The sequence below is a fragment of the Rhizocola hellebori genome (assembly GCF_016862955.1).
Classification (GTDB): domain Bacteria; phylum Actinomycetota; class Actinomycetes; order Mycobacteriales; family Micromonosporaceae; genus Rhizocola; species Rhizocola hellebori.
Genome location: NZ_BONY01000015.1, coordinates 137,270 through 160,304, shown reverse-complemented (window position 1 = coordinate 160,304; position 23,035 = coordinate 137,270). Strand labels below are relative to the sequence as shown.

General features: G+C 66.0%; 26 protein-coding genes. 15 read left to right on the top strand and 11 right to left on the bottom strand.

Translation table 11 applies throughout. The features are described from left to right. Position 1 precedes the first annotated feature (1 nt). Complete coding sequence (locus tag Rhe02_RS15005) at positions 2–658, bottom strand: hypothetical protein (protein ID WP_203908820.1); 657 nt, start codon at positions 656–658, stop codon at positions 2–4. Positions 659–678: 20 nt separating this feature from the next. Continuing rightward, a complete protein-coding gene (locus tag Rhe02_RS15000; RefSeq protein ID WP_203908819.1) occupies positions 679–1,389 on the bottom strand; it encodes a hypothetical protein in 711 nt (236 codons plus the stop codon). Positions 1,390–1,576: 187 nt separating this feature from the next. On the opposite strand from Rhe02_RS15000, the gene Rhe02_RS14995 reads away from it, so the two are divergent. From Rhe02_RS14995 to Rhe02_RS14985, 3 genes are read left to right on the top strand one after another with little or no spacing between them, the layout of a single operon-like run. After that, entirely contained in the window at positions 1,577–1,858 is a 282-nt protein-coding gene (locus tag Rhe02_RS14995) for a hypothetical protein (protein ID WP_203908818.1), read from the top strand. Positions 1,859–1,891: 33 nt separating this feature from the next. Next, a complete protein-coding gene (locus tag Rhe02_RS14990; RefSeq protein ID WP_203908817.1) occupies positions 1,892–3,289 on the top strand; it encodes a DUF4331 domain-containing protein in 1,398 nt (465 codons plus the stop codon). A gap of 5 nt (positions 3,290–3,294) precedes the next feature. Next, complete coding sequence (locus tag Rhe02_RS14985) at positions 3,295–3,642, top strand: phospholipase (RefSeq protein ID WP_203908816.1); 348 nt, start codon at positions 3,295–3,297, stop codon at positions 3,640–3,642. Positions 3,643–3,721: 79 nt separating this feature from the next. On the opposite strand, the gene Rhe02_RS14980 is transcribed toward Rhe02_RS14985, so the two are convergent. Continuing rightward, positions 3,722–4,429 carry a hypothetical protein gene (locus Rhe02_RS14980; RefSeq protein WP_203908815.1) on the bottom strand — a complete coding sequence of 236 codons (708 nt, stop codon included), beginning with the start codon at positions 4,427–4,429 and terminating at the stop codon, positions 3,722–3,724. A 128-nt stretch (positions 4,430–4,557) separates the two neighbouring features. Here Rhe02_RS14980 and Rhe02_RS14975 point away from each other — a divergent pair, with 128 nt between their 5' ends. Together Rhe02_RS14975 and Rhe02_RS14970 are read left to right on the top strand one after the other, a co-directional pair. After that, entirely contained in the window at positions 4,558–6,078 is a 1,521-nt protein-coding gene (locus tag Rhe02_RS14975; protein ID WP_203908814.1) for a HEAT repeat domain-containing protein, read from the top strand. 20 nt (positions 6,079–6,098) lie between these two features. Beyond that, positions 6,099–6,479, top strand: coding sequence for a VOC family protein (locus Rhe02_RS14970; protein WP_203908813.1), 381 nt, complete (start codon positions 6,099–6,101; stop codon positions 6,477–6,479). On the opposite strand, the gene Rhe02_RS14965 is transcribed toward Rhe02_RS14970, so the two are convergent. After that, complete coding sequence (locus Rhe02_RS14965) at positions 6,449–7,111, bottom strand: TetR/AcrR family transcriptional regulator (RefSeq protein ID WP_203908812.1); 663 nt, start codon at positions 7,109–7,111, stop codon at positions 6,449–6,451. The genes Rhe02_RS14970 and Rhe02_RS14965 overlap by 31 nt on opposite strands. A gap of 119 nt (positions 7,112–7,230) precedes the next feature. Here Rhe02_RS14965 and Rhe02_RS14960 point away from each other — a divergent pair, with 119 nt between their 5' ends. From Rhe02_RS14960 to Rhe02_RS14940, 5 genes are all read left to right on the top strand, one after another. Further along, the gene (locus Rhe02_RS14960; RefSeq protein ID WP_203908811.1) at positions 7,231–8,118 is read left to right on the top strand and encodes a shikimate dehydrogenase; all 888 of its coding nucleotides are present in this window, start codon (positions 7,231–7,233) and stop codon (positions 8,116–8,118) included. A gap of 237 nt (positions 8,119–8,355) precedes the next feature. Beyond that, positions 8,356–9,507, top strand: coding sequence for an ABC transporter substrate-binding protein (locus tag Rhe02_RS14955; protein ID WP_203908810.1), 1,152 nt, complete (start codon positions 8,356–8,358; stop codon positions 9,505–9,507). A gap of 87 nt (positions 9,508–9,594) precedes the next feature. Further along, a complete protein-coding gene (locus Rhe02_RS14950; RefSeq protein ID WP_203908809.1) occupies positions 9,595–10,464 on the top strand; it encodes a branched-chain amino acid ABC transporter permease in 870 nt (289 codons plus the stop codon). Further along, positions 10,461–12,278, top strand: a complete 1,818-nt coding sequence (locus Rhe02_RS14945; RefSeq protein WP_203908808.1) for a branched-chain amino acid ABC transporter ATP-binding protein/permease — start codon at positions 10,461–10,463, stop codon at positions 12,276–12,278. Before Rhe02_RS14950 ends, Rhe02_RS14945 begins: the two co-directional genes overlap by 4 nt. After that, on the top strand, positions 12,275–12,994 hold the full coding sequence (locus tag Rhe02_RS14940) for an ABC transporter ATP-binding protein (RefSeq protein WP_203908807.1): 720 nt from the start codon (positions 12,275–12,277) through the stop codon (positions 12,992–12,994). Before Rhe02_RS14945 ends, Rhe02_RS14940 begins: the two co-directional genes overlap by 4 nt. Positions 12,995–12,996: 2 nt before the next feature. On the opposite strand, the gene Rhe02_RS14935 is transcribed toward Rhe02_RS14940, so the two are convergent. Continuing rightward, complete coding sequence (locus Rhe02_RS14935) at positions 12,997–13,971, bottom strand: Acg family FMN-binding oxidoreductase (protein WP_203908806.1); 975 nt, start codon at positions 13,969–13,971, stop codon at positions 12,997–12,999. A gap of 94 nt (positions 13,972–14,065) precedes the next feature. Continuing rightward, positions 14,066–15,766, bottom strand: coding sequence for a GAF domain-containing sensor histidine kinase (locus tag Rhe02_RS14930; protein ID WP_239123832.1), 1,701 nt, complete (start codon positions 15,764–15,766; stop codon positions 14,066–14,068). Between the two features lie 82 nt (positions 15,767–15,848). Between Rhe02_RS14930 and Rhe02_RS14925 the strand changes: the two genes are divergently transcribed. Both Rhe02_RS14925 and Rhe02_RS14920 read left to right on the top strand, forming a co-directional pair. Then, a complete protein-coding gene (locus Rhe02_RS14925) occupies positions 15,849–16,052 on the top strand; it encodes a DUF1918 domain-containing protein (RefSeq protein WP_203908804.1) in 204 nt (67 codons plus the stop codon). Between the two features lie 143 nt (positions 16,053–16,195). Beyond that, positions 16,196–16,840 carry a hypothetical protein gene (locus Rhe02_RS14920; protein WP_203908803.1) on the top strand — a complete coding sequence of 215 codons (645 nt, stop codon included), beginning with the start codon at positions 16,196–16,198 and terminating at the stop codon, positions 16,838–16,840. A gap of 51 nt (positions 16,841–16,891) precedes the next feature. Here the strand turns inward: Rhe02_RS14920 and Rhe02_RS14915 are convergent, their stop codons facing one another. The 3 genes from Rhe02_RS14915 to Rhe02_RS14905 form a co-directional block, all read right to left on the bottom strand. Continuing rightward, a complete protein-coding gene (locus Rhe02_RS14915; RefSeq protein ID WP_203908802.1) occupies positions 16,892–17,974 on the bottom strand; it encodes an AI-2E family transporter in 1,083 nt (360 codons plus the stop codon). A 68-nt stretch (positions 17,975–18,042) separates the two neighbouring features. Next, positions 18,043–18,759 (bottom strand): DsbA family protein, encoded by a 717-nt coding sequence (locus Rhe02_RS14910; RefSeq protein WP_203908801.1) that lies wholly within the window; start codon positions 18,757–18,759, stop codon positions 18,043–18,045. Continuing rightward, positions 18,756–19,214, bottom strand: a complete 459-nt coding sequence (locus tag Rhe02_RS14905; RefSeq protein WP_203908800.1) for a MauE/DoxX family redox-associated membrane protein — start codon at positions 19,212–19,214, stop codon at positions 18,756–18,758. The genes Rhe02_RS14910 and Rhe02_RS14905 overlap by 4 nt, the downstream gene beginning before the upstream one ends. Positions 19,215–19,349: 135 nt before the next feature. Between Rhe02_RS14905 and Rhe02_RS14900 the strand changes: the two genes are divergently transcribed. Together Rhe02_RS14900 and Rhe02_RS14895 are read left to right on the top strand one after the other, a co-directional pair. Further along, on the top strand, positions 19,350–19,670 hold the full coding sequence (locus Rhe02_RS14900) for a PadR family transcriptional regulator (RefSeq protein ID WP_203908838.1): 321 nt from the start codon (positions 19,350–19,352) through the stop codon (positions 19,668–19,670). After that, entirely contained in the window at positions 19,667–20,758 is a 1,092-nt protein-coding gene (locus tag Rhe02_RS14895) for a hypothetical protein (protein WP_203908799.1), read from the top strand. The genes Rhe02_RS14900 and Rhe02_RS14895 overlap by 4 nt, the downstream gene beginning before the upstream one ends. Here Rhe02_RS14895 and Rhe02_RS14890 read toward each other — a convergent pair. Both Rhe02_RS14890 and Rhe02_RS14885 read right to left on the bottom strand, forming a co-directional pair. Further along, entirely contained in the window at positions 20,755–21,681 is a 927-nt protein-coding gene (locus tag Rhe02_RS14890; RefSeq protein WP_203908798.1) for a hypothetical protein, read from the bottom strand. The genes Rhe02_RS14895 and Rhe02_RS14890 overlap by 4 nt on opposite strands. Further along, positions 21,668–22,126: a hypothetical protein gene (locus Rhe02_RS14885; protein WP_203908797.1), complete on the bottom strand. Its 459-nt coding sequence runs from the start codon at positions 22,124–22,126 to the stop codon at positions 21,668–21,670. Before Rhe02_RS14885 ends, Rhe02_RS14890 begins: the two co-directional genes overlap by 14 nt. A 300-nt stretch (positions 22,127–22,426) precedes the next feature. Between Rhe02_RS14885 and Rhe02_RS14880 the strand changes: the two genes are divergently transcribed. Continuing rightward, positions 22,427–23,011, top strand: a complete 585-nt coding sequence (locus Rhe02_RS14880) for a DinB family protein (protein ID WP_203908796.1) — start codon at positions 22,427–22,429, stop codon at positions 23,009–23,011. The last annotated feature ends 24 nt before the right edge of the window (positions 23,012–23,035 follow it).

Sequence of the window (23,035 nt, the reverse complement as noted above, 5' to 3'; positions counted from 1 at the left end):
TTTATGCGCCTTGCGGGGAGAACACGTTGACGTCACCTGTGGTGTTCCACAGGAAGGTCCACGTGAATTCGCCCTTGGTTCCGTTGCAGGTGTAACTGACCCTTAGCCTGATCTTCACGGCCACCCCATCTTTCACCTTGGTGTGATCGAAGACCCAGCTGTGGCCCTTGCCCTGCGCCGGATCGGGGTTGTCATTGATGGTGGCGGCATCGGGCTTCTGGCCCACGAGAAACACCCACGTGATCTTGTCGACCTGACAGGTGTTGTTGCGACTGAAGATACGGATGGTCAGCTTCTTGTCCTCCGGGGTGACCGTCGCCTTGAAGCCGTCACTGATGTCGTATTCACTGGCGCACGGCGCCGCTTTGGCAAGGCCCACCAACCGGATCGCGGTGTCGGGTGGCGCCGGACAAGAGGTCTCGGTGGGGGTGGGCACCGGCTCGGTCGGCTCGGCTGACGGAGTCGGAGTCGGCTCGGCCGAAGGGATGGGATCGCTGGAAGGGGTGGGTTCCGGTTCGCCCGACGGCGTTGCCGAGGCCACCCACGCCGGAGCCGCGGTGGGGCCGGTGGCCAAAGCCGATGCGGCAACGGTGATGCCGGCCGTCAACCCGGTCAGCGTCACCACGGCGATCAGTGTGTTGCGTACCCGCAAAAGCATTGTCTCGCCTTTCTTTCCTGCTAGTCGCTCGTCGGGCGGAAGGTGTTGCCGTTCGCGGTGACCACCCAGAAGAACGACCAGGTGAACTGATAATCCGTGTCCTTGCCGTTCTCGTCGGGGCAGGTGTAGGTCACCGTGAGGGTTATCTTGACCGTGAACGTCTTAGGGTTGGCGTTCGCGTGGTCGAAGATGAAGACGCGGCCTTTCCCTCCTCTGTTCGGGTCGGCGTTGTCGGTGGGCTGACTGCCTCGCGGCTGCGCGTCGAAGAGCTCGTCGAACACCCAGCCGATCGACTTCACCGTGCATTTTGGATTGTTGGCCGTGATGTAGACGGTCAGCTTCGTGGGCTCCGGCTGGACTGCGGCGTTGAATCCGCGGAACGGAACGTAGTGCCGCACACAAGGCTTTTCCGCGGCCAGGCGATAGGCGATGGCGCGGAAAGCGCTGGCGCTTTCCACCGGACACACCGTCGGGTCCGGTTCGGGCGACTGTGATGGATCCGGTGACTCTGAAGGATCCGGTGACTCTGAAGGATCCGGTGACTGCGTGGGTTCCGCAGGTGTTGGCGGCGGCGCCGTCACCGGTGGCTCGGGAAACGCGGATCCCGGCATGGCCGAGAAACCTGGGCGGCCCCACGCGGTTGCCGATGCAGCGGCGATTCCTGCCATCGCCGCCACCATCGCCACCAGCGCTACGAGCGCGGGCGGCAACTTTCGGGTGGGATAACTCATGTATCGACTCCCTCCGATCTGAGTTCCGCGACAGATTCGGGGCACGGCGATTTCGGATGGGAGCGCGAGCCGGATCGTGACCGGACTGTTACCCGGTGGCCGGTCCTTGAAAATCTTGCGCGAGCGGGCAATCCGAGTGGGAAGTGCGGCCGAATACCTGCCGCAACCCACGACGAAGGAGTCTGAAATGACTGATGCTCAACACCCGCGCGGCTTCTCCCGCCGGCGGGCCCTCCTGACCGGGGCCGGACTTGTCGCGGCCGGCGCAGCGGGCGCACTGGTCACCACGCAACTCACCGAAGGCGGCCTGCTGAGCGCGCCCGAAGACAACCCGAAGGTGCCGGTGATGGTGCATCTGCGGGACGCGCGTGCCGGTCACTTCGACGTCTTCTTCGGCGACGTCAAGGTCGAGATCGTCGACACCAATTTCGCGGCGAAGCTCGCCACTGCCGCCGCTGTCGCGGCGTGACTCCCAACCCATTCCCAGTGAGGTAGATAGCTAATGTCTTCGCATCGTGAAGCGCCGGAAATCTCGAAGGATCCGGTTGCCGACTCCACCGACGTCTACGCCTTCGTGAGCCCCGACAAGCCGGACACTGTCACGCTCATCGCGAACTATGTTCCGCTGCAGTCTCCGGCTGGCGGCCCGAACTTCTACGAGTTCGGTGACGACGTGCTCTACTCGATCCACATCGACAACGACGGCGATGGCAAGGAGGACGTCCGCTACGACTTCCGGTTCACCACCGACGTGCGCAACCCCAACACCTTCCTCTACAACACCGGCCCGATCCAGTCGCTCGACTCGGCGAATTGGAACCGCCGGCAGTTCTACACGGTGACCCGCGATGTCAAAGGCAAACGCCCGGACACGCTTGGCAAGCGCCTGCCCTGCCCGCCTTGCAACATCGGCCCCCTGTCCACCCCCAACTACGCGTCACTTGCCACGGCGGCCATCAGGGACCTGGGCGGTAACCGGCGGGTGTTCTGCGGCCAGCGGGCCGAGGGCTTCTACGTCGATCTCGGTGCGGTCTTCGACCTGCTGAACCCGCGCCCCTTCGCCGACCTGCACATCAAATTCGGCCTGCCCAGTGCGCCCAAGTCGGGTCCGGGGGTCAACGCGACCAAGGATCTCAACGTGCACACCATCGCGCTGCAGGTGCCGATCGGCGACCTGACCCGCGACGGCTGGACCGGCAGCAACGTCAACGACCCGCGCGCCACCATCGGCGTGTGGACCAGTGCGAGCCGTCAGCGCGTGCGCATGCTCGACAGCCAGCTCCACAACACCTGGAGCACCGGGCCGTTCCGGCAGGTGTCGAGGCTGGCGAACCCACTGTTCAACGAGGTGGTCGTTCCCATGGGGCAGAAGGACTTCTGGAACACCCAGTCCCCGGAAGGCGACTCGCGTTTCGCGAAGTACGTTGCCAAGCCCGAGGTCGCCCAGTTGTTGCCAGTTCTGTTCCCCGGTGTCTTCCCCAATCTGGACGCGCTGAACAAGTCCGGCAAGGATCGGGCTGACCTGCTCGCCATTCTGCTCACCGGAATTCCTTCGGGTCTCATCCCCGGTTTCCAGAACTTCACCGGCAAGGTGCAGGCCGACCTGATGCGGCTCAACACCGCCATCAAGCCGTCGGCCAAGCCCAGCATCTACGGCCTGCTCGGCGGCGACCTCGCCGGTTTCCCGAACGGCCGCAGGGTTTTCGACGACGTGGTCGCCATCGAGCTGCGGGCGATCGCCGGGGCGACCTACGCCCTGGTGGACAAGACGTTCACCCCGGACGGCGCGGCCGCACAGGTCGATGACGGGGTCACCCCCGACGACCTGGATGTGCCCTACCTCAACCGGTTCCCGTACCTCGGCACGCCGAGCGACGGCTTCAGCACGCCATCGAAGTGACCGCCATGGACAGTTTGCTCCTGGACATCGGCGGCACCGTCGGAGCCCTGGTCATCACCACCGGCCCCGAATTCGCCGAGGAAGAAATCGAGATCAGCCCCGGCGTTGACCCGACCGCGCATCGCTCGCACAACGTGGTGCATCCGCGGCGCAACCGAGAGGTGGTGATGGCCTACGCGGCGGTGTTTCCGACCGTACCGGCCGGCGAATACACCGTGTGGAACCATGACGGGTCACCCTACACGGTGATCACCGTCCACGGTGGACAGGTTACCGAGCTGACAATGTCTGAAATCAAAGGGATTCGAGCGCACTCACACAGCCACCACGAAGGCGGCCATCACCACGGTTGAGTCATAGGGCCTCACGCCCAAGCAGCGTAGCGCAGGCGGCATCCACTGAGCCTGCGCTACAAGGCTTGTCTGCCCGAGGTTAGTGGAACAGGTGCGGGAATTGGCGCATAATCCCGGAGCTGAGCAGATCGGCCATCATCAGAATATGCGCGTGGATGGGCTCGTAGTCGGCGACGCTGGCAGCGTGGTCCCCGCCGATTTCATGCGCCGCTTCGGCCAGAGTCTGATCGAGGTGCGCCCGCATGGCCGCTCGCATGGTGTCCCGCGGCCACCACCGGGGATTGGCCGCGGAGAGGAAGTCGGAGATCTCGTTTGCGTTGGCATACCAGCGAATCCGAGCCGCCTCAAACGCCGGGGTGTCCCCGGCCTTGGCCGCCTGGAGCAACTCGACCGCGGTGAGGATGTGTTCGCGCAGCAACGCGGTAAGCTGCTGGCCCGCGGCGCCACCGTAGAATCGCTTGATGGCGTTGCCGATGTCGGCCTGGTTGGCCAGCAGCCGAGCGGCGGTCGCGTCGAATCCGGCCGCGCCGTCCGCGAAAGTCACAATCGCCAAGCGGGTCCAGGTGACGTGGTCCTCCCAGAGCTTGCGCATGTCATCGTGGAAGGCCACCTGCTGCCTGGTCCGCGGCACGAACGTATCCTGGTGCTTGCCCTGGTCGTGAGCGCTGTGCTGCTTCTCGTCGTCCTGGTTGGCGACGGCTGGCACGTCGACGGCAAGCATGGTGACGAGCGCTGCGGCTCCGAGCGCGACCATTGCGCGCGACCACAGGGCTGGATTCGCTTGCATGGCTGATCCTTTCGAGTCTGGTCCCCCCGAATGCATATCCATGATGTTCAGTATCAGATTATAGTGATGTGCATCTATTTCGTCAAAAACCGTTTGGCCTGCCCCTATTTGTGCGGCATCCTCAGCTGATGGTCTCGCTGGGCAAGCGGCTACGGCGGTGGCTACGCGGTGCCACCTCCGTCTCGGTTCGGGATCCGATGAGTCCCGAGGCGCTGCTGGGTGCGCTCAGCGCGGCCCGCCCCACCAGAGCCGCCGCCGAGATCGCCGCCGCACTGCTGTCGGTTTCTCGCGACGGCGACATCAGCCTGCGGGCCGAGGTCGCCGAGGCCCTCGCCGAGCTGGCGGCGAGCCGGTGGCTCGCTATCGACGAGGCCTTGCGAAATCAGCTGTGGGCGGTGCCCGATCTGGCCCACGGCGAGCCGGAGGTGTTGCGGTTACTCGTCGCCGCTTGTCACCCCGACGGGCGGCTGCGCGAGGCCGCGGTCATCCGGATGGCAGGTCCGATACATCCGGCGACAGCGGCCGTGCTGGCGATTCGCGCCTGCGACTGGGTGTCCGAGGTGAGAACGGCGGCGCGTGGCGTGATCGAGGGCTGGCCGTCACCTCCGAGCGGCCCAGCCTTGACCAGCTTGACCGCGATGGCCTTCGCCCTGCAGGCACGGCGTGCGGGCGGCTGGCTGGTCGCCAGGGTCGAACTATTGCTGCAAGATGTGCCAGCCCAGCACCTGGAGCCGCTGTTGACGGCGGCCGACCGCCGGACCAGGCGAGCCGCTTATCGCGCCGCGACAGCAGCCGGCCGGTTGAGCCCCGATCGCCTGATGCGCGCGGCGGTCAACGATGCGGACCTTCCAATTCGCATCATGTGCGCGCGGGCGGCGATGCTGGCTACCCCAGACCTGCCGGTTCTGCGCGCTTTATTTTCCAGCCACAGCGCCGTGGTAAGAGCCGAGGCGCTCACCGCGCTGGCGGCCCGCGGTCACCTGGCCGAGACCGAGGCGGCGTTGGCTGACCGGCATCCCCTGGTTCGCGAGACAGCCCAAGGGGCGCTGCGGCGCGCCGGCGTCGACCTGGCCGCCGCCTACCGGCAGCTCGTGGCCATGTCACCGCCGCGACCGGGGGCGCTCGCGGGGCTCGGCGAGACCGGCGCCGCCGAGGACGCCGACCTGCTGACGCCAAGCCTGGCCGACCCTCGCCCGGCCGCACGGGTGGAGGCCATCCGCGCCATGCGCCGCCTTGGTGTCATTCGGGTGCAAGCATTGGTACCACTGCTGAATGATGAATTTGGAGGAGTGACCCGGCAGGCCGTTTTTGCGCTACGCCAGCATGCGGCAACTCTTGACCCGGCCCTGCTGAACACTATGCTCGACCCCGATAACCCTTGGCACATAAGGTTTGCCGGGTATCGGCTGTTGGTCGCCGGCGACGTATGGCAGCGGCTCATCACCAACCTGCGCCTGATCCAGGATGAAGACGATCGCCTGCGCAACGCCGCGCGTTCAGATATCGGCTTCTGGCTGGACAGCGATGCTGCGACCGCCTACCGCGGTCCGGCACCCCATCAATTCGGAGAGCTGGCGAAGCTCATCGACCAAGCCCTTCCTGTGCTCGGCAGAGACACGACACGTCTGCTGAGGTTCCACATCGGCTGACGATGCTGCATCCTTGTCTCGTGATCGATCACGTGGTGCTTGGTGTTGAGGACATTGCCGCAAGTCGCGCGTTCTATGAGCAGGCGCTGGCGCCGCTGGGGGTAAGGGTCATGCTTGACCTGCCGGGCTACCTCGGATTTGGCGACGGTGACAAGCCGTGGTTCTTTGTGGCGACGCGTGAGCCGTCCCAGCGGGTCCACGTGGCGTTTTCGGCTCAGAGCCGCGCTTTGGTGGACGCGTTCCACGCGGCGGCGGTGGCGGCGGGCGGGAAGGACAACGGCGCGCCCGGGCCGCGGCCCATGTATCACCCGAACTATTACGGTGCGTTCGTTTACGACCCCGACGGCAACAATATTGAGGCGGTCTGCCATCAGCCGAGCGCGGCGTCGCCGGCGAGGTAGCGCGCAATCATGTCGCCGCACATCGTTCGGTAGTAGTGGTGCCGTTCGGGGTCGACCAGATCGCGGCCGAAGATCGCGCCGAAGGTGTGCCGGTTGGAGACACGGAAACAGCAGAAGGCGCTGATCATCATGTGCACGTCGATGGCGTCGATGCCGGAGCGGAACAGCCCGGTGCTGCGGCCTCGGTCGAGTAGTTCCTCGAGGAGCCTGATGACCGGGGTACCGAGATCGACGACGGTCGTCAGCTCCTTGACGTGTTCGGCGTTGTGCACGTTCTCGATGCTGACCAGGCGGATGAATTCCGGATGCGCCTCGTGGTGGTCGAAGGTCACCTCGGCGATGCGGCGCACAGCCGTCATCGGGTCCATGTGGTCGACGTTGACCTGCTGTTCGGCCGTGCGGATGCGCGCATACGCGCGTTCCAGCACCGCGATGTAGAGCTGTTTCTTGCCACCGAAGTAGTAATAGATCATTCGTTTGGTGGTCCGGGTCAAGGCTGCTATCTCGTCGACCTTCGCGCCGTGGTAGCCGTGCGCGGCGAATTCCGCGGTGGCCACATCGAGAATCTCGGTGCGGGTGCGGCCTGCATCCCTAACTCGTTCAGCCGTCGGCTCGACACCGATCGCAGTCATCAAATCCTCCGGACTCCAGATGGTGCGGGCATCTCAAGAGGGTCTCACGACCCTTGACTTCTGACGCCGCCAAGTGGCTAACTAACGTACCAGTTCGTATAACAAATTCGGGAGGTCTGGTGGCGCACCGACGGCGTTTCGTGGTGGGGCTCATCGGTTCCGACCTGGGGCCTTCGCTGAGCCCGCCGCTGCACGAGCAGGAAGCCGACGAGCTGGGAGTGCGCTACCTGTACCAGCTGATCGACCTCGACGTGCTCGGCCTCGGCGCCGAGGATGTCGGCGATCTGGTGTCCCAGGCGCGGCGCTTCGGCTTCGCCGGCCTGAACATCACCCACCCCTGCAAGCAGACCGTCGTGAAGTACCTCGACGAGCTGTCCCCAGAAGCCGCAGAGCTGGGCGCGGTGAACACCGTGGTGTTCGACGGCGAGCGGGCCATCGGGCACAACACCGATTGGTCCGGCTTCCTCACCGGGTTTCAGCGTGGCCTGCCCGATGTCGCCGTCCGTGATGTGGTGCTGCTGGGCGCCGGCGGAGCCGGGACCGCGGTGGCTTTCGCGTTGGTACGACTGGGCGCGCGCCACCTCACGGTGGTGGACGTGATGAGGGAACGAGCCGAACGGCTCGCTGCCGTGGTGCAGAATTCGATCGCCGACGACTCGGCCCGCGTCACGATCGAGGTGGCGCACACGGTCCAGGACGTGCTCGATCGATTGGCGGGGGCCGACGGTCTGGTCAATGCCACGCCGGTCGGAATGAGCGGGGAACGTGTAACGCCCTTGCCCGCCGCCTTGCTGCATCCGCGGATGTGGGTGGCCGACATCGTCTACCGCCCGCTTGAGACGCAGTTGCTTCGGCAGGCGCGCGAGATCGGCTGCCGCACCCTCGACGGGGGCGGGATGGTGGTAGCCCAAGCGGCTGAAGCGTTCCGTCTGATCACCGGACTCGCGCCCGACGCCGAGCGCATGCACCGGCACTTCCACTCCCTGACCAGTCCTTCGACGACTTAGGCGAGGCAGGGATGAGCCGCACGCGTAAATCCAGCGCTAACCTCTCCCCCGGGCTCTCTTGCCTGGTCAGAGCGGTCTTTTACCCAACCGTAACGTTCTGGACTCGACCTATTGCCAGAACGAGCGGACGCCCGTACGTTACAGCCAGTCCATACAGCGGTCTAGTAGTACCACACAGTGGTCCACAGTTAATCGCACCTCCACCCCGTTCCTCCCGACTCCAGAGGTGATGTGTTCATGTTCTCGTCCGTGCGACGGCGTGCCGCCGTCCTGTTCCTGGCGCTCGCCACACCGGTCGTGCTCGTGGCTTGCGCCGCACCTGGCAGCGACAACAACAACAAACAGAACACCGAAGGCCCGATCAAGATCGCGCTCGTGGATGCCCAGAGCGGACAGCTCAGCTCGCTCGGCGCCTGGGAGCTCAAAGGCGTTCGGCTGGCGATGGATGAATGGAATGCGGCTGGGGGCATCAACGGCCGGCAGATCGAGCTCGGCATCTTCGACGACCAGGGCGACCCGACGGTCGGCACCAACCTGGCGCGCAAGATTGCCGCCGAAGGTTACATCGCCATGCTCGGCACTGCCGAAAGCGCGGTAACCATTGCCATGGCGCCGATCCTGAAAGAGAGCAAGATCCCGAACATCACGTCCGGCCAGTCCCCCGGTCTGGTCGCGGTGAAGAGCCCCTTCCTGTTCCTCAACGGCCCCACCAGTACCACCTATGACGAGACCCTGGCCAAGTACATTGTGGACACCAAGGGAATCAAGAGCATTGCCATGATTACCAACAATGGTGGGTACGGAAAAGGCGAGCACGACGCCTTCCTCAAGGCGCTCTCCAGCCGAGGCGTGACACCGCTCGACGACCAGGTCGTGACCACGGATCAAAAGGACTTCAGCGCAGCGCTGACCACGATTCGCCAGAAGAACCCTCAGGTGGTCTTCATCGGAGCTGAAGAGGTGCAATCCGGTCTGATCGTCAAGCAGGCCCGCGACCTCGGCCTGACAGTTCCGTTCGCCGGGGCGGCACCGCAGGGCACCCCGGTCTTCGTCGACACGGCCGGCGTGGCCAACGCCGAGGGCAGCATCGTCAGCTCGCCCTATCTGAGCAACGACATCAACGACGCCACGAAGAAGTTCGCCGCCGCATACAAAGCCAAGTTCAACGAGGACGCCGAACTGCACGGGGCGAAGGCCTACGACGGCGCGCAGATCCTCTTCACAGCTCTGAAGAACAACAAAGGCGCGACCGGTGAGGCATTGGCCACCGCGATCCGGGGCACTAAGCACGCCGGGCTGCTGGGCAACTTTGCCTTCGACGACACCGGCGTGGGTATCTTTGCCACCACGATCGGGCTGATCAAGAACGGGAAATTGGTGTCGGCCTAGCCGACAGGAAAAGGCGGTCATCGCGGGCCAAGCACCTGGCCTGCGATGGCCGTTTCGGTCCACGACTTTGTCTGCACAGGGAGCGCCATGCAGGTATTCCTTCAAACGTTCATCGGCGGGGTGAGCCTCGGCGCCATCTACGCGCTCGTGGCCATGGGGTTCTCGCTCGTGTTCCGCACGATGGGCCTGGTCAACTTCTCACACGGAAACGTGGTGATGATCGGGGCATACATCGCGTCGACGTTCTACCTCTCCGTCAAGCTGCCCTTCGCGGTGGCGATGGTCATCGCGCTCGGCCTGACCGGGCTCATCGGCGTGTTCATCGAGCGCGTGCTGCGGCCGTTGGAGAACAAGGACTTCGACCTGATGCTGATCGGCACGATCGGCTTTGGCATCGTGCTCGAAGCGGTGGCGATCATCATCTGGGGCGCGACAGGGCGCGCGGTTCCCAACCCGGTCGCGGTCGCGCCCGTGCAAATATTCGGGCTGCGGATCCGGACCTACGACCTGGTGGTGCTCGCTATTACCACGGCTGCCACCCTGCTTCTGGTCTATTTCCTGCAGCGAACCAAGCGCGGCGCGGCGATGCAGGCGGTCGCCATGGACCACGAGGCGGCCACCGCCGTGGGCATCCACGTGGGTCGCAGCAACGCGATCGCCTTCATGCTCGGCGCGGCCCTGGCCGCCCTGGCCGGTGGACTGGTCGGCCCGCTCCTCTACGTGAACCCGTCCATGGGCGGAATGCTTGGCATCAAAGGTTTCGCCGGCGCCATCCTGGGCGGGTTCGGCAGCATCCCCGGGGCGATCGTCGGCGGCATCGCGATCGGGGTGCTGGACTCCTTCGCCGGAGGGTGGTTCCAGGGCTACTCCGATCTGGTCACCTTCCTGGTCTTCACGATGATCATCATGATCCGGCCGACCGGCATCTTTGGCGAAAGGACGGTGAACCGGGCATGAAATACCGCATCGCTGGCATTGCGGCGCTCGTGGCGTTTGCCTGGTACCTGCCCTACCAACTCGACTCGTACATGATCCACGTCGCGAACGTCATCATCGTGTTCGCCATTCTCGCGATCGGCCTCGGTCTGGTGATGGGGGTCGCCGGACAGATCAACCTGGCGCAGATCGCGTTTTTCGGCGCAGCCGCCTACGGAACGGCCATCCTGACCACCCGGGCCGGTTTCGGGTTCTGGACCGCCGCCGCGCTGGCCATGCTCATCGCGGCCACGATCGGCCTGCTGGTCGGCACTCCGGCGCTGCGCATGCAATCGCACTATCTCGGCATCGTCACGCTCGGCCTGGCGCTCGCCCTGACCAACTGGGTCACCAACGCCCACATCGCCGGTGGGGCCGAGGGCATTTCCGGCATCCCCGCCCCGGAGCTGCCCGGCATCGACCTTCACAACGCCTATTTCTTCTACTATCTCGAGCTCGTGGTGTTCCTGCTCGCGCTGGCCTTCGGCCTGTTCGTGGTGCACACGCCGCTGGGGCGCAAGATGCGGGCGATGCGTGACGACTCACTCGCCGCAGGCGCGGTGGGGGTCGAGGTGCCGCAACTGCGGATGACCGCGTTCTTCCTCTCCAGCATCTACGGCGGCCTCGCCGGGGTGCTCTACGCCGGGCTGATCCGTTATGTGGCACCCGAATCGTTCAGCATCGCCAACATGTTCCTGTTGCTCGCCATGGTGATCATCGGTGGGCGGCAGAGCCTGATCGGCTGCGTGGTCGGAGCGGTGGCGCTGTCCCTGCTGCGGGAGGTTCTGGTCGACTACCCCACCTACGCACAGGTGGCCTACGGGTCGGTGGTGGTGCTGACCGTGGTGTTCGCCCCCACCGGCCTGGCCGGGCTGCCCAAGCGAATACGGGGACTGTTGCGCCGGGTCGGCTGGCTGCCCGGCGATACCGGGCCCGTGCCCAAGCTGGGTCCGTTCCTGCCCTATGCCGAGACGCCGCGGCCGGCCGCAGAGCCCATCCTGCGGATCGACGAGGTGAGCATGCACTTCCGCGGTCTCAAGGCGCTGCAGGAAATCTCGATGACCGTCAACGCCGGAGAGATCAGGGGAATCGTCGGCCCGAACGGCTCGGGCAAGACCACACTGTTCAATGTGGTCAGTGGCCTGTATAGGCCCACGGCCGGCCGGGTCTACCTGGCGGACAAGGACATGACCGCGGCCAGCCCGCATGTGCTGGCCCGCAAGGGTATTGCCCGCACGTTCCAGAATCTGCGGCTCTTCGCACTGCTCTCTGTCCGCGACAACCTTCTGGTGGCGCTCGACCAGACCTCGATTCTGAGCAACTGGCGTTACGTGCTGTGGCAGGCCGGGGTCTGGCGTCACGACCAGAGCCTGCGTGCCGAGGCCGACGAGCTGCTGCAACGATTTGGGCTGACGGACTTCGCCGACTCGGCGCCCGGCGAGTTGCCCTACGGCACGCAGCGCCGGGTCGAGATCGCGCGGGCCATGGCGCGGCGGCCGTCCCTGCTGCTGCTGGACGAACCCGCGGCCGGCCTCAACGGCGAGGAGGTGAGGCAGCTCAGTGAGATCGTGCGATCGATCCGGGCGAGCGGAGTCACCGTCGTCATCATCGAACACAACATGGGGCTCGTGATGTCGCTTTGCGAACGGGTGACCGTCCTCGCCAGCGGGCGGGTCATCGCCGACGGCACCCCGGCCGAGGTTGCCCGCGCGCCACAGGTGGTGGAGGCGTACCTGGGCGACTCGGCCATGTCCGAGGACGTACCCGAGATCGTCGAGACGGAGGCGGCACGATGACGCAAGGACTCGAGTTCAGCGTCAGCGACCTGACTGTCCACTATGGAGGCGTCTGCGCCGTCAACGGCATCGGGTTCACCGTGCCCGCCGGGGAGTCGGTCGGGGTGATCGGCGCCAACGGCGCGGGCAAGTCCTCCGCGCTGAAGGCGTTGATGGGACTCGTCCCCCGGCGGGTGTCGTCGATGCGCTTCGGTGACGTGGACCTCAGCCGGGTCAAGGCCAGGGATATGGTGCGCCACGGCATTGGCTACGTACCCGAGGGAAGGCATGTATTCTCCGGGCTGTCGGTGGAGAAGAACCTGCTGTTGGGCGCGTATGCGCGGCCCTGGGACGCCAAGACCAGAGCTGGCCTGGCCGATGTGTACGAGCTGTTCCCGGTGCTGGGTGAGATGAAGGACCGGCTGGCGGGCGCACTTTCCGGCGGCCAGCAGCAGATGCTGGCCATCGGGCGCGCGCTCATGTCTCAGCCCAAACTGCTGTTGCTCGACGAACCGTCGATGGGCCTTTCCCCGATCTTGGTGGAGACGATTCTCGGTGTCCTGCAACGGCTCAAGGGCCAGGGGTTGAGCATGCTGCTGGTCGAGCAGAACGCCAAACTCACCTTCGAGGCGACCAGCACCTGTCTGGTCATGGAGAACGGTCAGGTGGCGATGTCCGGGCGGTCGGCGGACCTGACCCACGATGCCCGGGTGCGGAAGATCTATCTCGGCCTGTGAGGTCAGGGATAGATGATCTGGTCGTGGGCGCGCCGCGGGACCGGCGGCGGCTCGCCCGCCGGGGCATGGCCGATGCGCACGGCCAGCTGCGGCACGCCGATGTCGGAAAGCAGGTGCCGCAGCCGTTCCCGGGTGACGGTCAGCTCGGTGACATCGCTCATCGGCGCGGTGCCCAGCCCGTGGGCGGTCGCGGTGAGCAGGGCCGCGGAGAGCGCTTCGCCGGAGCGCAGCCAGCTCGCCGGTGAGTCTTCGTCGGTGAACACCACCGCGTAGAGGGCCCCGTTGTCGGTCTGCGGCCCGGCTGACATCGACGGACCGCCGAAGGGTGCGAAGTCACGGACAGGCACCGCGCGCGGCGCGGCCTGCACCGCGGTCGCGGTCGGCACACCGTCACCGCTCCACGTCGGCCGGTGTGTCCAGCGGATGAGCTCCTTGCGATAGTCCGAATCCGCCAGCTGAAGCGCTGCGGCCTGGGCGGCGGCGAAGGCCAGCCGGGCGATGTCGGCGCGCCGCACCAAGTGCAGGTGGGCTCCTTGGGCTTCGGCCGCGTCAACCAATTCGTGAGCGATCTCCGCCGGCACCGGTTCGGGGCCGAAGGCCCGCCGGTCGGTACGGCGGCGGGCGATCGCAGCGTGCAGCCGGAGCTGCTGCGCCGTGGGCTGGTGGGCGCCGGCCAGCTCGATGGTGGCGAGCAGATCGGGATCGGCCGGGTCGGGCAGCCGCTTTGCCGACACCTCATGACCGGACGCGGCAAGCGCCAGGCGCGCGTGGTGCAGGGCGACCCCGCAGCTGATGGTGAGCAGCCGCCCATCCGGGTCGGCGACCATCAGCTGGCGCTCGCGGTCGGCCCACAGCCGCAACGTGGTGCCGTCGGCCTGCCAGCGCCAAGGCTGGGTGTTGAATATCGATGGCGCCGCGGTCGCGGCGACCGCCGCATCCCGCAACACCTGCTTGATGGACTTCTCCTGTGCTGGCATAGGTCCACGATCCGCCGCCAGGGCATCGCCGGTCAGTGCCGGATGTCGGCAACGCCACGGGCCGTCCGGCCCTTCAAATCAGGGTCCAAAGACCCTAGCCGGAGGTCGCCGGGGAGCTTGTCGCGGCGCTCCACGCCACCTTCGTCCCGCTCGGTTCCACTTCGGAGACGCTGAACCGGCCGCCCAAAAGCTCGGCCCGGCCGCGCAGATTGCGCAGCCCGCCGCGTTCGGCGGCACCGCCCCGGCCGTTGTCGGTCACCTCCACGGCCACCTGACCGCCGTGGATCCTGATCAAGACGTCGACCCTGCTCGCGTGGGCATGACGGACCACATTGGACAGTGCTTCCCGGACCACCGCCAGCAGATCGCCCTTCACCTCGTCGGGCACCGCGCTGTCCACCGGGCCGTCCATCACCACGGTGGGCTTGAATCCCAGCGGCTCGGCAGCGGCGTCCACCAGCGCCCGGATCTCGCCGCGCAGCGACTGCTCGACCGGAGCCCGCAGCTGGAAGATGGCAGCGCGGATGTCACGGATGGTGCTGTCGAGCTCGTCCACCGCGGCGTTGACCCGCGTGGCCACTTCCGGCTTGCCCGCCATCGCCGCCACCATCTGCAACTGAAGCCCGGTGGCGAACAGGCGCTGGATCACCACGTCGTGCAGATCGCGCGCGATGCGCTCACGGTCGGAGAGCACCAGCAGCTGCTCGCGATCGTCGCGGGCCCGAGCCTGCTCCATCGCCAAACCGGCCTGCGCCGCAAACGAGCTGATCAGCAGCAGCTCATCCTCGCCCGGCGCCTCGCCCGGCCAGGCCACCAGCAGCACGCCCTGCCGCCCGGCGAAGGGCGCCACCACCGCTCGCAGCGCGGGCAACGGCACCGGCCACGGCGCGGCCTTGCCGACATGCTCGAGCACCGTTGGCGCGTTTCCGGACAGCACCGCCTCAAACGCGGTGCCCGCGACCGGAAAGGTCAACCCGACCAGGCCCTGCATCATCTCCGGCCCGGCCTCGGCCGCTTCCACGGTCATCGTGCCGGTGGCTTCGTCGCGCAGCAGGATCGCCACCATGGCCGCCTGGCCCACCTCCCGGGTGCGGCGCACCAGCAGGCCGAGCGACTCGTCACGGCTGACCGCGCCCGACATGGTGGTGATGATCTCCGCGGTGGCCGACAGCCAGTCCTGGCGACGCTGGGCCAGCTCATAGAGGCGCGCGTTTTCGATCGCGGCACCGGCCGCCGCGGCCAGCGCGACCATCATCTCCTCGTCGTCGTCGGAGAACTCGGCAGCGCCCTGTTTCTCCGCCAGGTACAGGTTGCCGAACACCTTGTCGCGGATGCGCACCGGGACGCCCAGAAAGCTGTGCATCGGGGGGTGATTGGGCGGAAATCCGGCCGATTGTTCGTGCTTGGTGATGTCCGGCATGCGCACCGGACGCGGATCGGCGATCAGCATGCCGAGAACGCCCTTGCCGGTGGGCAGATCGCCGATGGCCGCATGGGTGCGCGGATCCACCCCGTGCGTGATGAACTCGACAAGCTTGCGGTCGCTGCCCACCACGCCCAGCGCGCCGTACTTGGCCCCGGCCAGATGGCACGCGGAAACGACGATGCGCTCCAGCGTCGACCGCAGGTCCAGGTCGGTGCCGATGCCCACCACCGCGTCGAGCAGGCTGCTGAGCCTTTCCCGGCTGGTCATCACCTCGGCGACCCGGTCAAGCAGCTCCTGCAAGAGCTCGTCGAGCCGCACTCTGGACAAGGGGGTCAGCCCGAGCGACGCCCACTGTTGTTGCTCCGCCACGCTGACGATGCTATGCCTTCCCGCCTTCGCCCAATACCGTGCCGGATATGTGAGAAAATTGATCCTCGAAGGGAGAACCGCCATGAAGGCAAGAACTGGCGACCGTCTCGTCGTCGAGGGAATCCACGTGGGTGACACCCGGCGCGTCGGCGTCATCCTGGCCGTGTCCCACCCTGACGGAAGCCCTCCCTACACCGTGCGCTGGCTTGACGACGGCCACGAAACGCTGGTTGTTCCCGGCTCGGAGGCACGGATCGAGCCGGCCTCCGACCAGAGTGCTGACTAAGCAGGCAAGGGCCGAAGGTCCTGCTCCGAATTGATGTCCTAGGTCCTATCCGGACAGGACCTGTACTCCTGACGTGACCTGTGCTGTGGGCTGCAAGCTGTTCTCAGCCAACAAAAGCGCAGTCGTCACCCAGGGAGCACACCATGAAGCGCAGAACCCTCGACATCCTGTTCAGCGTGGGCGGTGTCGCCATCGCGGCTCTGCTGCTCATCGCCGGAATCGTCTTGTCCGCCAACGCGAACTTCGCCACCACCTATGTCGCAGACCAGCTTGCCCAGCAGAACATCACGTTCAAGACGGCTGACACTCTGACCCAGGAGGAGAAGCAGTTCCCCTGCTTGGTGGAAAACGCCGGCCAGAAACTGACCACCGGAAAACAGGCTGAGTGCTATGCGAACAACTTCATCGGTCTGCACCTCAAGTCGACCGCGGGCGGCAAGACCTACGCCGACCTTGGCGTGCCGCAAGCCGAGCTGCGCACGAGGATCGCCGAGGCGCAGAAGACGAATCCCGCTGCCGTGCCCGACCTGCAAAAGCAGCTCACCGACATCACGGCCCAGCGCGAGACCGTGTTCAAGGGCGAAACCCTGCGCGGGCTGCTGCTGACCACCTACGGCTTCAGCGAGTTCGGCACCAAAGCGGGCCAGGCCGCCACCGTCGCCTATCTGGCCGCCGCAGTCATGCTCCTGCTCGCCCTCGCCGGGCTGGTGCACGCCTTCCTCACCCCCAGGACAGTCCCCTTCGCCGCGGTCGAGCCGCAACCACGGCGCGAGACCGTGAACGCCTGACCTGAAAGTACGCAGTGGCCGGATCCGGTTCGGATCCGGCCACCAGCCTGTTCAGGGGCGCTCAAGGAGCTCGATGCCCGCCCGCTCGCGCAGGACGCGAACTACGCGGTAAGCGACCGCCACGAGCGGCACGGCCATGATGGCGCCCGCTACCCCGGCGAGGAGCGCGCCCGCGAAGACGGCGATGACCACGGCGACCGGGTGGAGGCGGACCTGGTACCCGACAATGAATGGTTCTAATAAATTGCCCTCGATCTGTTGCACGGCGAGCACCGCGATCAGCACGAGCAGGGCGTCCACCGGGCCATTCGCGGCCAGGGCCACCAGGACGGCGACACCGCCGCTCACGGTCGCCCCGATGTAGGGCACGAAGCCGCCCACGAGAACCAGCAGCGCCAAAGCAATCGTGAATGGCACTCCGATGAGCGCCAGCGCTATACCTATTCCGACCGCGTCGATGACCGCGACAATCAGAATGCCTCTCAGATAGCGGGTCAGCGTGTCCCAGCTGGGCGGCCCGAGATCCTCCAACAGAGGCCGCGTGCGGCGTGGCAGCTGATCGAGCAACCACCGCCACATGGCAGGGCCGTCCTTGAGGAGGAAGAACGCGACGAATAACGTGACGATGGCCGCGGTCACTATCTCCGCCACCGTCAGCGCGCCGGAAAGCACACCAGAAAGCAAACCGGCCTGGAAGCGCAGTTGCATTTCGTTGAGCGCTTGGTCGATGCGTGAGTCGGTGAGCGGCAACACCCGGCTGGCGCCCGCGCGCAACTGCTCGGCGCCATCTCGAAACCGTTGCGCCAGCTCGGAATATTGGCTCGAGGCCAGGCTCCACAGCAGCACCACCGGAGCCACGAACGCCGCCATCAACAGCAGCACAGACACCAGGGCGCTCAGCCCCCGGCCGAGTCTGGCCCGCTGCAGCAGTTGCACCACCGGTTCCAGCAACGCGGCGATGAGCAACGCGGCCGCAAGCGCGATCACCAAGGACGCCAGCCGCGCGGCCACCGACGCCAGGACATAGACCGCGGCCGCCAAAAGCAGGAAGCTTCCCGCGCCCACCGCCACCCGCACCAGCATCGGGCTTCTTTCCCAGCCGGTGCGCGGCCGGTCCTCGGTGACCTCGTCCATGTGCAGAGTGTGCCAGGTCAGCGTTCACCCGCCCGGCGTCTCGAATCGCGTCATGTCGCGCCGATTTTCTACGAGCCCGCGATCGCGTTGAAGACAGCGTCGGTGATGGTCTGCCCCTGCCCGGGGACAACCTTCTTGTCATTGACGAAGACGGTCGGTGTCCCGGTCACCCCGCGCCGGCTCGACTCCTCGGTGGCAAAACCCGGCCAGCCCGAATAGGTCCCATCGCGAACACAACTGGCGAACGGGTCCCCCAGCCCCGCTGAGCGACCCACATTCACCAGCTCTTCATCTGTGTACCCGGCACCGCCCTCGGCCGGTTGCTTGTCGTAAAGCGCATCGGAGAACTGCGCGAACTTGCCGGAGTCGGCTGCGCACCCGGCGGCCGCCGCGCTGCGCGTGGAATAGCGGTTGGTGGACAGCCGGTCGAGAATGGCGATGGGATAGGTGGTGAGCGTGATCTTGTTTTCCCGCACCATCGCCTGCAGCCTCTCCTCCGCCGCGGCGTGAAACGCTCTACACGACGGGCACAGGTAGTCCTGATAGACCTCCACCTTGATCGGCCCACTACCCGCGACGATCCCTGTCCCGGCCGCATTGGCCTGCTGCGGAACGTTATGCGTGGTGTCTGCGGTGTTCGTGTAGACCACATAGGCGCCGACGCTCACCAGCATCAGGACGCCCGCCGCGATGGCTGAAATCCGAATACTTCGCTTGCGCTTGGCCTCCTGCAACTGCTGTTGTCTGATCAGCCTGTTGGCCTCACGCCGGCCATGCTTGCTCACGCCATCCTCCTGTCGAGCGAATACCGGCTTGCCGGAAACACGATGAGATAGATCGCCAGCGCCAACAGCGCGGCATCGCGCGCAATGTCCCACGCATAGTTCGGGTTCTGGCCCACCGGCAGGGCGCCGCCGCGGCTGAAGCACCCGCAGTCGATGGTCAGGCCGCGCGCCCATGCCGACGCGATGCCGACGATGAACACCGTCATGGCGCCCGCCGCCAGCGCGGCGGCGAGCCGGGTGGCCAAACCAGCCAGCAGGAGCAGGCCAACCCCGATCTCCAGGACCGGCTGGACCACGCCGACGAACCGCGCCAACTCCCATGGCAGCAGCTGATAGGCGTTCACCGCCCGTGCCGACGCATCGAGATCGGTCACCTTAATCGCGCCCGCGATCAGGAATGCCGCGGCCAGCACCGCCCTTGCCCCGGTGGAGAGCCACGGCTGCCACGTCCTCATTGACCTTTCCCTTCGCCATCGGTGGTTGACGCTGAGACGCGGGCCCGGCGTGGGCCGGATCCATTAGCCACCGGCGACGAAGGATGCGGTGTTGCTATAGATTGATCAACAATATATATTTCCCGAGTGACCGAGATGCGTGAGCCGACCTTCCTCATACTGACCGCGCTCGCCGAAAACCCTATGCACGGCTACGGGATCATTCGCGAGGTCGCCGCTCTGTCCGACGGCCGGGTGGCTTTGCTGCCGGGCACGATGTACACGGCTTTGGATCGGCTTGCCGCACAGGGCCTGGTGCAACGCGACCGAGAGGAGATCACGGACGGCCGGCTGCGCCGCTACTACCGGTTGACCGGTGACGGCATCGAGGTCTTGGCAGTGGAAACGGCTCGCCTGCGGCAATTGGCCACCGTGGCGGAAGCGCGGTTGCGGGTCGCCCGGCCGAAGGTGGCGTGACCGTGATGACTGGCCGCTATCGCCTCCTGCTCTGGGCCTACCCGCGCGACTATCGGCGTGAGCGAGGCGTGGAGATGGTGAGCACGCTGCTGGACGCCGGGCATGCCCGGCCGGGGTGGCGGGTGACGTTCAATCTGGTGGTGCATGGAATGCGTTGCCGGTTGGGACGTCCGGCGAGCCGCAGCGTGGCGCTGTGGGCAGTGCTCATGTCTGTCGTTTGTGGACTGTATGGGTCGGCCCTGGGAGCCCGCGTCGGCTGGGAAACCGCCCGCCCGCTGCCGGAACGAGCCGAAGCCGCGGCCATTTTCACCTCAATCTTTCCCGAGCATGGGGTCACCGGGGAGATCTATCGCAGCAAGGCGATGTTCACCATCTATGGTGAGCCGCTCAGCCTGGACAACCTCGACACGCTGCTTTCCTTCGACGGCGGCGAGTACGGACTTGGCGACACCAACACGAGCACCTCGCTTCCCGCCTCCACCGGCCAACGCGCGATCATCGCCAGCGCCCTGGAACGGTTGCCTGCCAACGGCTGGGAGGCCAGTGAGCCGGTGACGAGCAACGCGGCCGAGTGCGCGACAGCCGCCTGCGATCCCACCACACTTCCCACCCAGACGCTGCTGACCGCTCGGCGCGGGGACAACATCCTCGAAATCCACACGGTCTCCGACCCGCGGCTCGGTCAGCTGCGTCTGGCCATGAGCCTGAGCCGGGCCACGCCCTGGCCGGTGCACCCGGCCGCGATCCTGGGATTCGTGATTGGCGCCTTGGCGACCTGGCTGATCTTCGGCTGGGCCAGCCGCCGCAACGAATACCGGCCGTGGCAACGTTCGCTGTCGACAGTCCTGTTTGGATTTTCGATGTTCATGACGGCGATGCCGATTGTCTTCACCGTGCCATACCAGATCGACCATCATCTGAGTGAGACGCATTTCCGGTGGCATCCCCTGTGGGAGTGGCTCGGCCAGCCGGCGTTCAGCCTGATCGTCCTGGTCGGTCTGGGCGCAGCCCTGCCCACGCTCGCGCTAGCTCTGCTTCCCCGACCCGCCCTGGCGCAGAGCCACGGCGCGGTCGATCGTGGGCATTAGCTCCCGCTGGTGGACAGGCGGAAATCGACGTCCTCGCCGGAGAAGACCCCGATCACCCCCGGCTGGTAAGGGACGAAGAGGTTCACTTCCCGCTGTGCCGCAAGCGTTCGCGCTGTCTCGACCAGGGCCAGATCGTGCTGCAGCACGGCGACGAGTTTCGCCTCGGCGTTGTCCCTGTCCTGGCGCAGCAGGGTGAGCGCGCTGTAGATGGACGAGACCACCTCTTCCACGTTGCCACCCTGGATGATCGCCTCGCTCGGGGTGGGCGTCTCGCCCGCCACCGCTCCGGCGACGCTGAGACCGCCGCCGAGCATGGCCAGACCTCCGGCGATCAGAGCGCCGCTGACCCCGATGATCGTCGCGGGCGCGGTGGCCACGGCCGCCACCACCCCGACGAAGGCCGCCGCCACCGAGAGCACAACAGGCAACGGCGTGCCGATCGAGTTGAGCGCGGCGCAACCCTGATTGGCGATCGCGACGACTTTGGCCCGGGTCTCCTCGACTATGGCCTGATATCCCTCTATCGCTAGCGCAAGCTCACGTACCAAAGCAATCTGATTCTGGCGTATCTCGGGATACGGGTTGAGGAAGTTGATTCGGAAGGCCTCCGCGGCGGTGCCGTACCAGTCGGTGATGTACGAGGCGACATCGTCGATGTAACCGCGGGCCGGGTCGGCCAGGGGATTGCCGAAGCTGCCGCCGAAGATGTTGCGCAGGCTGCCCAGCATCCCATCGGCGTCGGTGGCGTTCAGGACCGTGTAGACGACTATCGCGTTACGCGCCGACGTCGCCGTGGACTCGATCCGGCTCCACAGGTGCTCCTGATAAACGATGTAGGTGTGGTAGAACTCCTCGTTCATCTTGTTCCGAATGGTTTCCGCCAAGTCGTCGGCCGCCGCCGTGATCTGCTCATTCGTCGTCATCGCGCACCGGCACCTCTGTCCCGTCGGGACCTGTCGTGGTCTGTACCGGGTCTCCCGGATTCTCCAGCTCCAGCGGCCCCGGCGGCTGCGGAAGCTCGTCGCTGGCGCGATAATCGGCGATGAGACTGTTCATGGTCTCGGCCGCCTCCGCGTCGTTGTTGGCGTAGTTCTGCGCGATCGCGACCAGCGCGTGCCCGGCGAGATCGGTGTTGATCGCCGAGGTGGAAAAGACCCGCTGCACGCTGTCGCGAAGCGCCCGCCACGGCGCGGCCACATCGCTTTCCTGCCCCCATTCGTTGCGAAAAGCGGTGCCTTCCCAGAACGCCGTGTTGTGCACGTCCTGGTTGTTGTCCTCGCACACCTCAGCGGTGCGAGGCAGGTGGATGGAACCGGCCACCCACAGCATGTAAAGATCGACGCCGACCTCATCGTCCGATTGCCCCACGGCCGTGCAGCATAGGCGCATCTGCATACCTAGTCACCAGGCTCGATGGAACACTTGACCGGCCACAGATCCCGCCGAGGCGCTGGTCAGGCGGCCTGGCTCAGGCACCTTCCCCGCAGTTGAACAGCCACCCCCAACCGCATCCGGGTCTGATCTCTTGGCCCGCCCCGCGATGAACCTCCAGGTGCAAGCCGAGTGCCGAGAGGACCGCGACGACCTTGTCCAGATGGACAGTCCGCGCGATCGTGCGGATGGATCGAGGGACACCGGGGTTGGGTTTGTGTGGGAAGATCTGAGCCCATGATCGATGACTTCGCGAAAGAGTATCTGCACAATGAACTGCGCGTGCGTCGCGAGGTCATGGTCTGGAAGCTCGACGGGCTCTCCGAGTACGACATCCGCCGCCCGCTGACCTTGACGGGAACCAACCTTCTTGGCCTGATCAAGCACCTGTCGCTGTCGGAATCCAGGTACTTCGGTGAGGTGTTCCATCGACCGTTCCCGGAGCCGATGCCCCGGTGGGACGACCTCGAGGCGCGTGGCGCCGACATGTGGGCGACCGAGGAGGAGACGCGTGACGAGATTGTCGACCGCTACCGTCGCGTGGCGGCGCACTCGGACGCGACGATCACCGCGCTCGCCATTGACTCTCCCGGTTACGTGCCCTGGTGGCCACGGCCGAACGTGATGCTGTTCAACATCCTGGTCCACACGGTCAGCGAGACCAGCCGGCACGCCGGACACGCGGACATCCTGCGCGAACAGCTCGACGGCTCGACCGGCACCACAGCCGAGTACGCGAGCTCGCAGCGCGACCCGGCCATCTGGGAAGCACTCCGCACGAAGATCGAGCAGGCCGCCAAATTGGCCACTGGCAAAGCTTAGGGGCTCTTTCAGATCAGGACGGTT